Origin of the sequence: Streptomyces sp. YPW6 (assembly GCF_018866325.1) — a bacterium.
Taxonomy (GTDB): Bacteria; Actinomycetota; Actinomycetes; order Streptomycetales; family Streptomycetaceae; genus Streptomyces.
The window spans coordinates 280,668-294,221 of sequence record NZ_CP076457.1; the positions used below are offsets into that span (position 1 = coordinate 280,668).

Consider the following 13,554-nt stretch of genomic DNA (forward strand, 5'->3'; position numbering starts at 1 on the left):
CCCGCCGGACTCGGAGTCCGGCGGGGCCGCGGCGTGGCCTCAGCTCTGGGGCCGCCTGCCGTGGTTCGCGGCGTTCTTGCGGCGGGCCTTCTTCTTGCGACGTCGCTTCGAGGACATCGAACCCTCCTAATCTGCTCGGTGCTCCGTTGCGGACGGTCCAACGGGCGGGGCCGCCCGGTGATCACCGGGCCGCCTACCCACCCACACCGTGGCAAACACCGGGTGCGTGTGCAACCTGCGGTGCGGCACGGGGCGGGGGTGGACTGATGTGCGGAGAGAGCCGCTCAGGGCCGGTGGCGCAGCGGATGGTCCCCGGGCACCTCGACGACGGCGATCCGCACGCCGTCGGGATCCTCGATCCACATCTCGACCAGCCCCCAGGGCTCGCGTTGCGGCGGTCTCAGGACGGTGACCCCCTTCGCCCGCAGTTCCTCGTGCGCGGCCGCGGCGTCGTCGACCTGAAGCCAGATCCGCACGGCCGACGAGGGCGGCTCCTCGCCCCGGCCGGAGAGCTCCAGGAAGCCGCCGCCGAGGAAGTAGACCGTGCCGCGCTCGGGGCCCGTTCCGAATTCCCGGTAGACGGCGAGGCCCAGGGCCTCGCCGTAGAAGGCGCGGGAACGTTCGGGGTCGGCGGGGTGGAGCAGGATCCTGCTGCCCAGTACATGCACCATGGTCCCGAGCGTACGCCGCCGCCCGGCGGGGCGGCGGTTCCTCCGGGGACCGTCAGCTGCTCAGGCCGTCGATGAAGTCCTCCATGCACCGGTCCTCCGCCGCCTGCCCGTTGGCCCGTTCCACACAGTTCTCGAGGTCCTTGAACTCCTGGGAGTCGAACACGGAGACGGCCACCACGAGGACGATCACCGACCCGATGAGCCCGAGCGCGCCGAACGCGGCGCCGACTATGGCCATCACGCGGCGCGGGGCGCGGCCCTGACGGGTGCGGAGGGCGGCGATGACACCGAAGACGACGGCGAGCAGGCCGAGGAGCAGTCCGCCGACCACGGTCCAGAAGAACAGGCAGGCGAGGAGGCCGAGCACCAGCGCGGCGACGGCGAAGCCGTTCGTCCGGGCGGGCGGCTGACCGCCATAGGGATCGTGGCCCGCCGCGGGCGGCGCCGAGTACGGGGAATCCGGGTACGAGGGAAGGGACATCGGGAAGGTGCTCCTGTTCTCCTGGCTTTCCGTCCACCTGCCCAGCGCCCCCGTCGCCATGCCGGCGGCCAGGTCACACTCCGGCAACCAACAGGTCTCTGACCAGCGGCGCGGATCAGCGGTCGGCGTCAGCCGCGGCGCATCGCACGGCGCGGGATCGTCCGCGTACCGTACGGTCGGCAGGGCGTCGCGGCAACGCCGCCGAGGTGCCGTGCCGTGCGTCGTCCGCCCTCGCCCGCCGTGTCAGAGGCCTGCGCCCCGGCCGGGCGCCGTCCGGCGGAGCCGGGCCGACAGGTGGTGCTGGAGCGGCCGGCCCACCGCGGCAAGGTCGTGGACGAAGGCCAGCGTGTCCGGATCCGTCAGGGTGTAACGACGGCGGGTGGCGTCGACCTCTTTGGCGGTGGAGGTGCGGGAGACCTGTTCGGTGGCGAGGTCGACGGCGCCGTCGCGGGCGTGACCGGACAGGATCTCCGCGATGCCGGTCGGCTGGGTGATCAGGGCTTCCACGCGGCCGTCCGGCTGCAGCCGCCACCAGCCGGCCTCCCGGGCGGACGGGCGCAGGGGATTCCCGTCCGCGTCCAGCAGCCAGGCCCGCGCCTCGTACGCCAGGAAGGGCCGCCCGTCATGACTGAACGTGACCTCCTGCGCGTAGGTGAAGTCCGCCTCCAGCGTCGGATACCCGCCGCTCCCGGTACCCCGCCAGGTACCGAGGAATCCGGTCACCGGGGCGAGCAGGGGGTGGGGCGCGGGCAAGGCGTCGGTGCTCGGCGCGTCGGGGAAGGGGACGTCACGGACGGGGTGGTTCATGCGGGGTGCGCTCCTGAATCCGTCGGGGCCGGTGCCGGCCGCAGCCGAGGACGTCTCCGGCCGGTCATGGTGGTGGGCGTCGCGCATGACGCCCGGATGAGCATCATCCCGGAGTTCTTCGTGGCGCCGGACGACCCGTCAGCGAGCCCGGTCCTCCCGCACGGGGTGCGCCGCCGGCCGCTCCCCCGCCGGGCCCCCGTAACGGCGGTTCGGGGAACGCCTACGCGGAATCGGCGGCTGTGCTCTCCACCAGGCTCCTGGGCCGCAGGTCGGTCCAGTTCCGCTCGACGTAGTCCAGGCAGGCCTGGCGGGTGTCCTCCGCGTGGGCGACGGTCCACCCGGCGGGCACCTCGGCGAAGGCGGGCCACAAGGAGTGCTGTCCCTCGTCGTTGACGAGCACCAGGTAGGTGCCGTCCTCGTCCTCGAACGGATTGGCCATCGCATCCTCCGTGATGTCAGGTAAGGCTACCTTTACTCGAACGGCGGCAACTCTACCCATCCATCGGGCGGTTGACTCACCGATACCGCAACCGGCCCCCGTCCCGCACCTTCGCCGCACCGGCGGTGAGCGGTGCACGCGGACCCGGGGAGCACGGCTGCGGAGGCGTCAGAGTCCGAGGTCGCTCAGGCGGGCCTCGTAGCGGATGGTGAGGTCCTCGGAATCGCCGGCCGGGTTGTCCCAGAGGGCCTCCAACTCGGAGCGCACCGCGTCGGGCAGGGCCTCGTACCGCTCGGACCAGGTGTCGGAGTTCGGTATCCAGTAGCCGACGACCTTGAAGCGCTCGGCCGGGAGCCCCAGCTCGCGCCGGAGGTAGCGGCGCACCGCGCGCAGGGCGTTGGTCTCCCCGGCCACCCACACGTACCCGCCCGCGAGGTCCGTGCCGGGCGGCACGGCGGCGGCGACCAGATCGGCGAGACGGCTCGGCCCGTGGCCGTTCCCGCCGTAGGTCCAGGTCACCTTGGAGTCGGACGCTTCACGCAGCGGCAGCACGGCCGAGGGGTCGGGCGCCTCCAGGACCACCCGGGTCCGGACCCGCTCCGGGGTGTTCTCCAGCAACCGGGCGGCGGCGGGCAGACCGGTCTGGTCGGCTACCAGCACCTGCCAGGACAGATCCTCCGGGGGGCTGTAGAGCCCGGTGGGGTCGTTGACGCCCACCACGTCACCGGGGCGCGCCCCGGCGGCCCAGCCGGACGCCACCCCGCCCTCGTGGAGCACGAAGTCGATGTCGACCTCGCCCGCCTCCGGGCGCACGGCACGGATCGTGTACGTGCGCATCGGCGCGACGGGCCGCCCCTCGGGGGTCTCCCAGCCGCCCTGCTCGGTGGTCCGGGGCAGCGAGACGTCGGTGCGGTCCGGGCCGTGCGGGAGGAAGATCCGCACGTACTCGTCGCCGACCCCGGTGGTCCGGAAACCCGCCAGGCCCTCTCCGTGGAGGGTGACACGGGTCATGCTCGCGGTGAGCGGCCGCACTCGGGCGACGACGGCTCGGTGGATCGTCATGGACACTGCCCCTTCGTACGCGTGGTCGGCCTGAGCAACTCGCCCGCGGGACGAGAGAACCGAACTGACTTAGGTCAGCCTAACCTTCCCCGCGCCGAGGTTCGAGACCGCGTCGTCCGGGGGCCGCCTGCCGATGACGCACGCCCGGTTCCCGCGCCGTCCGGCGGGGGAGCCCGACGGCGCGGGCGGTTGTGCCAAGATCCCACGCATGTCTGTTCGATACCCACGCCCCCTGTGTCCCGGTGACCGCGTCGGAGTCACCTCCCCTTCGAGTGGAGTGCCCGAGGAGCTGCGTGAGCGGCTCGCCGTCGCCGTACGCGATGTGGAGGCGCGCGGGTACGAGGTCGTGACGGGCCGTTGCATGGACGGCTCCGGGCACGTCAGCGGGCCCGCGGCCGAGCGGGCGGCCGAGCTGACGGCGATGCTGACGGATCCCGGCATCCGGGCCGTGGTGCCGCCGTGGGGCGGGGAGACCGCCATCGACCTGCTGCCGCTGATCGACTGGGAAGCAGTGCGGGCGGCGGAGCCGACCTGGGTGGTGGGCTACTCGGACATGTCGACCGTGATGACGCCGCTGACCCTGCTCACCGGGGTGGCGACCGTGCACGGGAACAACCTCATGGACACCCCGTACCGGACTCCGAAGGGGCTGCTGTCCTGGTTCGACGTCGTCGCCGCCCCGCCGGGCCACCGGTTCACCCAGGTCCCGCCGGAACGGCACCGGGCCTCGGGCTGGGACGACTGGGCGGCACACCCCGACGCCCGTACCCTCACGCTCGACATCCCGGGCCGGTGGACCCGGCTCGACGGCAGCGGCGACGTGGACGTCGAGGGGCGGCTGATCGGCGGCTGCGTCGAGACGCTGTGCAACCTCACCGGAACGCCCTACCTCGACACCTCGGCGTTCGCCCGGACGCACGCCCCGGAGGGCCTTCTCGTATACGTGGAGGCCGCCGGCGACGACGCGCTCGCCATCTGCCGCTCTCTGCACGGGATGCGCATGGCCGGATTCTTCGAGGCCGCGAACGCCGTGCTCGTCGGCCGGACGGCGGCCCCGGACACCGCCTCGCTCACCCAGCACCAGGCCGTGATGGACGCGCTCGGACCGCTGAACGTGCCGATCGTCGCCGACGTCGAATGCGGCCATGTGCCGCCGTATCTGCCGCTCGTCAACGGGGCGCGGTGCCGGATCGTGCACACCGCCACGCGCAGCGAGGTGACGCAGACGCTGGACTGAGCGCCGGAACCATCGCGTCCGGCGTCAGCAGATGCGGGGCAGTTGCTCACCCAGCGGCATGTCCACCACGCGTGTGCCGCCCAGGCCCGTGGCCGCCACCACCATGCCGGGGTGCTCCTCCACGCAGGTGCCGATGCGGACCGACTCCTTGCCCAGCGGGTGGGCGCGCATCGCCTCCAGGACCGCGTCGGCGTGGTCCGGGGGCACGAAGGCGACGAGCTTGCCCTCGTTGGCGACGTACAGGGGGTCGAGGCCGAGGAAGGAGCAGGCGTTGGCGACGGTCTCGGGGACCGGGAGGGCGCCCTCGTCCAGGGTGATGCCGGTGCCCGCGGCCGAGGCGATCTCGTTGAGGGAGGTGGCCAGGCCGCCCCGCGTCGGGTCGCGCAGGACGTGGAGGTCCGGGCAGACGGCGAGCATGTCGCCGACCAGGCCGGCCAGGGACGCGGTGTCGCTCTGGATCTCGACACCGAACTCCAGGCCCTCGCGGACGCTCATGATGGCGACGCCGTGCACCCCGATCTGCCCACTGACCAGGACCGCGTCGCCGGCCGCCGCGCGCTGCGGGCGGATGTCGACGCCGTCGGGGACCAGGCCGATCCCGGCGGTGTTGATGAAGATCCCGTCGCCGTGGCCGGCGTCGACGACCTTCGTGTCGCCGGTCGCGACGGTCACGCCCGCCGTGCGGGCCGCGTCGCCGAGGGCCTGCGCCACCCGGCCCACCACCGACAGTTCGATGCCCTCCTCCAGGATGAAGCCGCAGGAGAGGTAGGCGGGCACGGCGCCCGCCATGGCCAGGTCGTTGACGGTGCCGTTGACCGCGAGGTCGCCGATGCTGCCTCCGGGGAAGAACAGCGGCCGCACGACGAAGGAGTCGGTGGAGAAGGCCAGCCTCGCGCCGCCCATCGTCACGTGCGCGGAGTCGCCGAGCTCGGCGAGGACGTCGCTGCCGAAGGCGGGCGCGAAGAGGTGCTCCACGAGTTCGGCGGAGAGCGTTCCGCCGCCGCCGTGGCCCATCACGACGCGTTCGTGGTCGCGCAGCGGGGCGGGGCAGGTCCAGCCGGAGAAGTCGGCGGGGGCCGGGGCGGTGTCAGCCAACGGAACTCGCCTCCTTGGTCGGGGCGTTCGCCTTCGGAGCCTCCAGCCGCCGGTACAGGTAGTACGCGGCGCAGGCGCCCTCGCTGGAGACCATGGTCGCGCCGAGCGGGTTGCGCGGGGTGCACTCCTTGCCGAACGCGGCGCACTCGTGCGGCTTGATCAGACCCTGGAGGACTTCGCCGCTGCGGCAGACCGTGGACTCCTCGGTCTCGATGCCGCCGACGGAGAAGCGGTGCTCGGCGTCGTACTCGCGGTACTTGGGCGACAGCCGCCAGCCGCTCTGCGGGATCATCCCGATGCCGCGCCAGGACCGGTCGGTGACCTCGAAGACGTCGTCGAGCATCTTCTGGGCCGCCGGGCTGCCCTGCTCGTTGACCGCGCGCGGGTAGGCGTTCTCGACGGTGTGCTCCCCCGCCTCCAGCTGCCGTACGGCACGCCGGATGCCTTCGAGGATGTCCAGGGGTTCGAATCCGGTGACGACGATGGGGACCTCGTGCTCGGCGGCGAGGGCCGGGTACTCCTTGGTGCCCATGACCGTGCAGACGTGTCCGGCCGCGAGGAACGCCTGGACCTGACAGTCCGGCGAGTTCATGATCGCGCCGATCGCCGGGGGCACCCGGACGTGGGAGACCAGCAGGCTGAAGTTGGGGATGGCGAGCTTCTTCGCCTGGTAGACCGTCATCGCGTTGGGCGGGGCGGTGGTCTCGAAGCCGATGCCGAAGAAGACGACCTCCTTGTCCGGGTTCTCCTGGGCGATCCGCAGGGCGTCGAGCGGGGAGTAGACCACCCGCACGTCCGCGCCCTCGCTCTTGACCTGGAACAGGTCGCGTCCGCTGCCCGGGACGCGGAGCATGTCACCGAACGAGCAGAAGACCACGTCCGGCCGGGAGGCGATCTCCAGGGCCTTGTCGATGATCTCCAGCGGGGTGACGCAGACGGGGCAGCCGGGGCCGTGGATCAACCGGATCTCGTCGGGGAGCAGCTGGTCGATGCCGTGGCGGATGATCGAGTGCGTCTGCCCGCCGCAGACCTCCATGAGGGCCCACGGTTTCGTGGTGAGGGCCCGGATGTCGTCGAAGAGCCGTCGGGCGAGGACCGGGTCGCTGAACTCGTCCAGATACTTCATGACCGCGCCTCCTTCTCACTTCCGCGGGCGGGCGGCCCTGCCTCTCCCGGGAGCTCGGTCCCTGCCGGGCGTTCGGCGCCCGCGTCCTTCGCCGCCTTGCCCCAGTGGTCGCCGAACTCCTCCTCCAGCACGCCGAGGTTCTCGAAGAGTTCCAGGGTCTGGCGCGCGGATTCCTCGTCGAGCCGTTGCAGGGCGAATCCGACGTGGACGATGGCGTAGTCGCCGACCCGCATGTCGGGAACGTACTCCAGGCACACGTCCTTGACGACGCCGCCGAAGTCGACCTTGGCCATCCGCGTGGCGTCGCGTTCCTCGATCTCCAGCACTCGGCCGGGTACGGCCAGACACATGGCGCTCTCCTCCCTCACTCCTTCGTCCGGGCGGCGACGATCAGTTGACCGAGGGCGAGTCCGCCGTCGTTGGGGGGCACCTTGCGGTGCCTCAGTACGGTGAAGCCGTCCGCCTCCAGCTCCCTGCAACAGCCCTCGGTGAGCAGGGCGTTGCAGAAGACACCGCCGGTCAGGGCCACGGTGGCGATGCCCGTGCGCCGACGGGCCGCCGCACACACCTCCCGTACGAGGACGGTCACCGCGCGGTGGAAGCGGCGGGCCACGGCGGCGGCCGGGACGCCGGCCAGGACGTCCGCCGCGGCGGCGGCGAGAACCGGTCGCGGATCGGCGGTCAGCGGGGCCGCGGGCGCGTCCGGCTCTGCTCCCAGGATGAACCTGTACGGGGACTTCCGCCCGTCGTCACCACCGCGGCCGGTACCGGCATCGCCCCCGCCCCCGTCCGTACCGGTCAGCGCCGCGTTCTCCAGGCGCATCGCGGCCTCCGCCTCGTACTCCACCCGGTGGCAGACACCGGCGAGGGAGGACACCGCGTCGAAGAGGCGCCCCATGCTGGAGGTGGGTACGCAGTTCACGCCACGCTCCAACTGCCTCTCCAAAAGGTGCCGTTCGCCGGGCGGCGCGATGGCGGCGCAGGGCAGGGCGTCGGACCACGGCACCCCTGCCGCGCGCAGGTGGGACAGCGCCATCCGGTACGGGTTGCGGACCGCCGCGTCGCCACCGGGCAGCGGGACGTAGCGGAGGTGGGCGAAGCGTTCGAAGCCGTCGTAGTCCGCGATCAGGATCTCGCCGCCCCAGACCGCGCCGTCGTCGCCGTAGCCGGTGCCGTCGAAGGCGACGCCGATGACGGGGGAGGCGCCGTCGAGGCCGTGCTCGGCCATCGTGGAGGCGACGTGCGCGTGGTGGTGCTGGACCTGCCGCAACGGGACACCGCGGGCCTCGGCGGTCCGGCGGGCCCACTGGGTGGACCGGTAGCCGGGGTGCCGGTCGGCGACCAGGAGGCGCGGGGCGACGGCGGTGAGGCCGGTGAGGTGTCCGGTGGCCCGTTCGAAGGCGGTGAGGGTGGCGAGGTCGTCCATGTCGCCGACGTGGGCCGAGAGCCAGGCGTACCGGTCGTCGGCGGCGCAGAAGGTGTTCTTCAGGTCGCCGCCGACCGCGAGGGCCGGGACGACCGGCAGGGGCAGGGCGAGCGGCAGCGGGGCGTAGCCGCGCGAGCGGCGGACGGGGAGTTCCGCACCGGCGCAGATCCGGACCACGGAGTCGTCGCACGGCACGTGGATGGGCCGGTCGTGCCCGAGCCAGGCGTCCGCGAGCCCTGCGAGCCGGGTCAGGGCTTCGGTGTCGTCCGTGACGATCGGCTCGCCGGAACGGTTTCCGCTGGTCATGACGAGGACGGGCGGTCCCGGCGGATCACCGGGCAGGCCGAGGAGGAGACGGTGCAGGGGGGTGTACGGCAGCATCACGCCGAGGTCGGGGCTGCCGGGGGCGACGCCGTCCGCCACGTCGCCCGACGTGAGGGTGCGGCGGCGCAGCAGGACGATCGGCTTGCGGGTGCCGGTGAGCAGGGCGCGTTCGGCGTCGTCGACCCGGGCGAGTGCCTCGGCCGCCGCCAGGGAGCCGGCCAGCACCGCGAACGGCTTGTCGCCCCGGTTCTTGCGTTTGCGCAGGGTCCGCACGGCGGTGGGATCGCCCGCGTCGCAGGCCAGGTGGTAGCCGCCGAGCCCCTTCACGGCGAGGACGGCCCCCTCCGCGAGCAGCCTGCGGGCCTCGACGAGCGCCTCGGCGTCGCGGAGCGTGCCGGGGTCGCCGGGCCCCCGGCACAGGCTGAGGCGGGGGCCGCAGCGCGGACAGGCGATCGGCTGGGCGTGGAAGCGGCGGTCGGCCGGATCGGCGTACTCCCGGGCGCAGTCGGCGCACAGCGGGAAGCCGGCCATGGTGGTCAGCGGCCGGTCGTAGGGCAGGCCGGTGACCACGGTGAACCGGGGCCCGCAGTGCGTACAGGTGATGAACGGGTGCCGGTACCGCCGGTCGGCCGGGTCGGCGAGCTCCGCCAGGCAGGCGTCGCAGGTTGCCGTGTCCGGGGGGATCAGGGTGCGGCCGGGGCCGGAGGCCGAGGGGCGGATGGTGAAGCCTCCGCCGTCGTGGGTGACGGGGACGGCGCGGTGCTCGACGGATTCGACGACGGCGAGCGGTGGTGCGCGGGTGCCGATGGCGTCGGTGAAGGCGTCCACGTCGGCCGCCGGGCCCTCGACCTCGGTCCGCACGCCGTCGGCGTCGTTGGTGACCCAGCCGGTGAGGCCGTGCTCCTCCGCCAGGGTGTAGACGAACGGGCGGAAGCCCACGCCCTGGACCGCGCCGCGCACGGTGAGGTGGCGGCGCACCCGGTGCGGGGCCGTCGCGGGCGGGGGCTTCCGGGGGCTCATCGCGGGCTACCCGCCGGTGCGTGGGGCGCTGCGGGGCCGTGCGGTGGGTGTGCGGCGGCCTTGTCCGGCGCCCCATGGGCGGGTGTCCGGTCCCGGTCGCGCTCGGGACCGTCCTCGTCGTGGTGGTGGTGCAGGTGCTTCTCGTGCCGTTGCGCGAGGACCGGCGTGTGCGGCTCCAGGCCGTCGGCGGCGCGCAGGACGCGGGCGAGCAGATCGTCGACGCCCTCGCCCGTACGGGCGGACGTCTCGATCACGGGCACGCCCGGATTCACCTGCTGGACGCCCGCCAGGAAGGCGTCCCGGTCGAACTCCAGCGCATCGGCCAGGTCGCGCTTGGTGACGACCACGAGATGGGCGAGTCCGAAGGCCGCCGGGTACTTCACCGGTTTGTCCTCGCCCTCGGTCACCGAGGCCAGCGCGACGCGCAGGGTCTCGCCGAGGTCGTAGGAGGCCGGGCAGACGAGATTGCCGACGTTCTCGACGAACAGCAGCCGGGTCCCCCCGGGCAGCCAGCCGTCCAGCACTCCGCCCAGCATCCCGGCCTCCAGGTGGCACAGCCCGTCGGTGAGGATCTGCCGGACGGGGGCTCCCGAACGGGCCAGGCGGGTCGCGTCGTTCTCGGTGGCGAGGTCGGCGGTGACGGCGGCGGCCGGGACGCCGCCCGCGACGGCCCTGGTGAGGAGCAGCTCCAGCAGGGCCGTCTTGCCGCTGCCCGGGCTCGACATCAGGTTGACCGCCGTGGTGCCCCGCTCGTCCAGGGTGCGGCGCAGCTCCACGGCGTGGGTGTCGTTCTTCGCCAGCACGGCCTGATGCAGGTCAACGGTGCGGCACATGGCTCGCCTCCGGTACGTCGCCCCCGGGTCGGCTCTCCGGGTCCTCGAGGACGACCCGGACGATCTCCAGTTCCCGCCCGCCGGTCAGGCTCATCGGCCGGGAGCAGACGCCGCACCACAGGTCGGGGGGCATCCCGGTCGCGACGTCCCGGCCGCACTCCTCGCAGCGGGCCCTCCCCTCAACAGTCTCGATCAGCAGCCGGGCGTCCGCCAGCACAGTGCCCTGGGCCGCCACGGCGAAGGAGAAGTCGAGCGCCTCGGGCACCACGCCGGACAGCCGGCCGACCTTCAGGGTCAGCGACCCGACCCGGGTGTCCCCGGCGTCGGCTCCCTGCTCGCGGACCGCGCTCTCGACCTGGTCGACGACGGCCATCGCGATGGACAGCTCATGCACGTCGCTCACCCCCTGGCTACCCTGGGAGGACCATGGCTGGTCACGAGACCGAACGGCGGGCGCTGCTCACCCCGGTCCTGCTCCTGCTCCTGGCCGAACGTCGCGATCACGGCTACGAGCTGGTGCAGCGCCTGGGCGCGTTCGGCTGGGAGGAAGCCGAGTCGGCCCACGTGTACCGGCTGCTGCGGGGGATGGAGAAGTGCGGCGAGGTGACCTCGCAGTGGTGCGCGTCCGGCTCCGGCCCGGCGCGCCGCGTGTACGCCATCACTCCGCAGGGGGCGATGGATCTCGCCCTCTGGTTCGTCCGGCTGGGAGAACTGCACAGCACCCTCCATCTCTTTCTCGAGCGATATGTCCAGCTGGAGGACGTCGGGGGCGGGGACGAGCCTCCGCGCCTCCGGGGACACGGCGACTACATCCGGCGCATGCGCAGGTAGCGCCGCACGTCGGGCAGGTTCCTGGCGACTCCGTACAGGGCCGCGAGGCCCGCGGCGAAGCCGATCCACATCCAGTGCATGCTGGCCTCCAAGGTCGTGGTCTCAGCTGTTCGTGGTCTCCGTCGTCCGTGGACCCGGTCGTCCGTGGTCCCCGTCGTGCCGCGGTACGGAATCGGCCGCGGGGGCGGGGCGGCGGGACAACAGGCCGAGGACCCGCTCCACCGCGGGCTCCACCGCCGCCTCGACGGGGTCGCTGAGCCCCATGCCGTCCGCCGTGTCCAGGGGTTCGCAGCCCACGACGTACACCTCGTCGGGCAGGGTGCCGCCCGCTCCGGCGTGCAGGTCGTGCAGCAGGCCGAGGACGGTGGCGGGGTCCATGGCGTGGGTGTCCAGCGGGCCGGGTGCGGGGCGGGTGTCCGGCGGCTCGGGCCCGACGTCGATCGTGTACAGCGTGCCGGGCGCACCTCCCCGGCCGACGACGTCGACCAGGACGAGGGTCCGGTAGCCCTCCAGCAGTTTGTACGCGAGGTGGACGCCCCGGATCCCGGCGTCCATCAGCTCGGTGCCGGGCGGCAGGCGGGAGGGCTCCAGGCGGCCGAGCCGCCGGACGGTCTCCACGCCGAAGCCGTCGTCCGAGAGGAAGATGTTGCCGACCCCGGCGACGAGGGTGCGGACGGGCGTCTGCGCGGTGCTCATGGCTCCTCCTCCCGCAGCGGGGTCACCTCGTCGGGTCTGAAGTAGAGGAACCGGCCCTGCTGGCGGCGGAGGTCGCCGCCCGGGTCGTCGTCCAGGACGACCGCGAGGTGCACCTCCCCGTCCAGGTCGGCGACGACGGCTTCGACGGTGGCCCGGCAGCCCCGCAGGAACGCGTCCTGGGCGTCCGTGCGGCGGAGGCCGGGGGCGAGGAGGACGCGGCTTCCCGCGCCGACCGGCTCCCCGCCGACGGGAACGGTGGAGGGGGCGTCGGCCGCTTCGGGGTCCTGCTGCGGATCCCACCAGGGATGTCCGGACCCCTCGGGGAGGGCCTGCCCGGCGGGGGGTGCGGACGTACCGGCCGGGTCCGGCGCTCCCCGGGGTCCCGGGCCCAGAGGTCCCGGTCCCGGAGGTCCGGGTCCGGCGGCCCCGTCCTCCTCCCCCGTGGCCTCGCGCAGCCCCCGGATGGCCCCGTGCAGCCGTTCCCGTACCGCTTCGGGCATGGTGTCGACGAGATCGATGACCTCGGCGGCGCGGGCGTCGGTGCCGCGTGCCTCGCGCTTCTCGTGGTCGGTGAGGGCGGCCGTGCGCAGCGAGAGGATCTCGTCGATCTCGGTGGCGTCGTAGAGGGGGCCGGGGCTCTCGTCGGCGAGGGCGGGGTGGTCCTCCAGGATGATCGGCGAGGAGAGCACGACGTCCGCCCGGTCCGCCGGGCCGGCCAGGACCGGCCAGGTGTTCTCGTTGCGCAGCCCGGCCACGGCGGGGCGGGCCCACTCGGGCGGGTCGGTCATCGACAGGAACCGGCCGCCCTCCACCGCGAGCAGCAGATGGGCACCGATCATGCTGTGCGGGAGGGCGTCGTCGCGGCTGCCGCCCCGGGCCGGCGGGGGCGCTTCGACGGTGTTGCGGACGGTGACGGTGAGGCGGGAGAGCCGGTAGGGGCCGGGGAGCTGCTCGACGTACGGGCGGATCTCCCCGGAGAGGCGGCCGCGTCGGCGTACCAGCCGGCCCAGGGTGCGACCGTCCTCGCCCACCACCGGTTCGTGTTCGGTGCCGGGCGGCAGGTCGAACGTGACGGCGCGGGTGTGGGCCCGCTCCCCCGTGATGTCGTCGAGGGGGGCGTGGAGCCGGACGCGTTCCTCGTGGCCCTCGTCCCAGGGGACCAGGACCCGGTCGGGCAGCTCCAGTTCGGGGACCTCGGTGTAGGACCCGTCGGCTTCGAGGCGCTCGACGGTCCGCCGCCGCACGTGCAGGAAGCGCAGTTCGGCGTGGAGCCGGTCGCCGGAGCGCGGCTCCAGGAGGATGTCGGTGCGCTGCTCGGCGTGTTCGCCGTGGTCGGCGGTGCAGGCGGGCGGCACCAGGACGCCGAACTGCCAGCGCATCCGGTTCTTGGCCGAGGAGGCGCGGTACGGGTAGAGGACGTAGCCCTCGAAGAGGACGGCGTCGGCGACGGCGCGGGCGTGGTCGAGTGCTCCGTCGACGGGAGCCGCGGGGTGCGGGGCGGTCATC

15 protein-coding genes are annotated in these 13,554 nt (G+C 73.3%); 2 read left to right on the top strand and 13 right to left on the bottom strand.

Translation table 11 applies throughout. The annotated features are described in order from the left end of the window. Nucleotides 1–284: 284 nt before the first annotated feature. The 5 genes from KME66_RS01195 to KME66_RS01215 form a co-directional block, all read right to left on the bottom strand. Entirely contained in the window at nt 285–671 is a 387-nt protein-coding gene (locus KME66_RS01195; protein ID WP_073223448.1) for a VOC family protein, read from the bottom strand. A gap of 52 nt (nt 672–723) precedes the next feature. Beyond that, entirely contained in the window at nt 724–1,152 is a 429-nt protein-coding gene (locus KME66_RS01200) for a DUF4190 domain-containing protein (RefSeq protein WP_216317959.1), read from the bottom strand. A 243-nt stretch (nt 1,153–1,395) separates the two neighbouring features. Further along, on the bottom strand, nt 1,396–1,959 hold the full coding sequence (locus KME66_RS01205) for an FABP family protein (protein ID WP_216317961.1): 564 nt from the start codon (nt 1,957–1,959) through the stop codon (nt 1,396–1,398). Between the two features lie 220 nt (nt 1,960–2,179). Further along, nucleotides 2,180–2,398 carry an MbtH family protein gene (locus KME66_RS01210; RefSeq protein ID WP_073223454.1) on the bottom strand — a complete coding sequence of 73 codons (219 nt, stop codon included), beginning with the start codon at nt 2,396–2,398 and terminating at the stop codon, nt 2,180–2,182. 168 nt (nt 2,399–2,566) lie between these two features. After that, nucleotides 2,567–3,460: a siderophore-interacting protein gene (locus KME66_RS01215; protein WP_216317963.1), complete on the bottom strand. Its 894-nt coding sequence runs from the start codon at nt 3,458–3,460 to the stop codon at nt 2,567–2,569. Between the two features lie 208 nt (nt 3,461–3,668). Here KME66_RS01215 and KME66_RS01220 point away from each other — a divergent pair, with 208 nt between their 5' ends. Then, nucleotides 3,669–4,697 (top strand): S66 peptidase family protein, encoded by a 1,029-nt coding sequence (locus tag KME66_RS01220; RefSeq protein WP_216317965.1) that lies wholly within the window; start codon nt 3,669–3,671, stop codon nt 4,695–4,697. Between the two features lie 24 nt (nt 4,698–4,721). On the opposite strand, the gene hypE is transcribed toward KME66_RS01220, so the two are convergent. The 6 genes from hypE to KME66_RS01250 are packed head-to-tail and all read right to left on the bottom strand — an operon-like array spanning nt 4,722 to nt 10,924. Further along, nucleotides 4,722–5,792 carry a hydrogenase expression/formation protein HypE gene (hypE, locus tag KME66_RS01225; protein ID WP_301184485.1) on the bottom strand — a complete coding sequence of 357 codons (1,071 nt, stop codon included), beginning with the start codon at nt 5,790–5,792 and terminating at the stop codon, nt 4,722–4,724. After that, nucleotides 5,785–6,918 (bottom strand): hydrogenase formation protein HypD, encoded by a 1,134-nt coding sequence (gene hypD / locus KME66_RS01230; RefSeq protein ID WP_216317967.1) that lies wholly within the window; start codon nt 6,916–6,918, stop codon nt 5,785–5,787. Before hypD ends, hypE begins: the two co-directional genes overlap by 8 nt. After that, nucleotides 6,915–7,268 (bottom strand): HypC/HybG/HupF family hydrogenase formation chaperone, encoded by a 354-nt coding sequence (locus tag KME66_RS01235; protein WP_073223462.1) that lies wholly within the window; start codon nt 7,266–7,268, stop codon nt 6,915–6,917. The genes hypD and KME66_RS01235 overlap by 4 nt, the downstream gene beginning before the upstream one ends. A gap of 14 nt (nt 7,269–7,282) precedes the next feature. After that, nucleotides 7,283–9,688 carry a carbamoyltransferase HypF gene (gene hypF, locus KME66_RS01240; RefSeq protein ID WP_216317970.1) on the bottom strand — a complete coding sequence of 802 codons (2,406 nt, stop codon included), beginning with the start codon at nt 9,686–9,688 and terminating at the stop codon, nt 7,283–7,285. After that, entirely contained in the window at nt 9,685–10,521 is an 837-nt protein-coding gene (gene hypB / locus KME66_RS01245; protein WP_216317972.1) for a hydrogenase nickel incorporation protein HypB, read from the bottom strand. Before hypB ends, hypF begins: the two co-directional genes overlap by 4 nt. Further along, a complete protein-coding gene (locus KME66_RS01250; protein ID WP_306416040.1) occupies nt 10,505–10,924 on the bottom strand; it encodes a hydrogenase maturation nickel metallochaperone HypA in 420 nt (139 codons plus the stop codon). Before KME66_RS01250 ends, hypB begins: the two co-directional genes overlap by 17 nt. A 23-nt stretch (nt 10,925–10,947) precedes the next feature. Here KME66_RS01250 and KME66_RS01255 point away from each other — a divergent pair, with 23 nt between their 5' ends. Then, complete coding sequence (locus KME66_RS01255) at nt 10,948–11,352, top strand: helix-turn-helix transcriptional regulator (RefSeq protein ID WP_216317973.1); 405 nt, start codon at nt 10,948–10,950, stop codon at nt 11,350–11,352. Nucleotides 11,353–11,454: 102 nt separating this feature from the next. Here KME66_RS01255 and KME66_RS01260 read toward each other — a convergent pair whose 3' ends face one another. Next, the gene (locus tag KME66_RS01260; protein WP_216317975.1) at nt 11,455–12,048 is read right to left on the bottom strand and encodes a hydrogenase maturation protease; all 594 of its coding nucleotides are present in this window, start codon (nt 12,046–12,048) and stop codon (nt 11,455–11,457) included. Continuing rightward, the gene (locus KME66_RS01265; RefSeq protein ID WP_216317976.1) at nt 12,045–13,553 is read right to left on the bottom strand and encodes a hypothetical protein; all 1,509 of its coding nucleotides are present in this window, start codon (nt 13,551–13,553) and stop codon (nt 12,045–12,047) included. The genes KME66_RS01260 and KME66_RS01265 overlap by 4 nt, the downstream gene beginning before the upstream one ends. Nucleotide 13,554 lies beyond the last annotated feature (1 nt).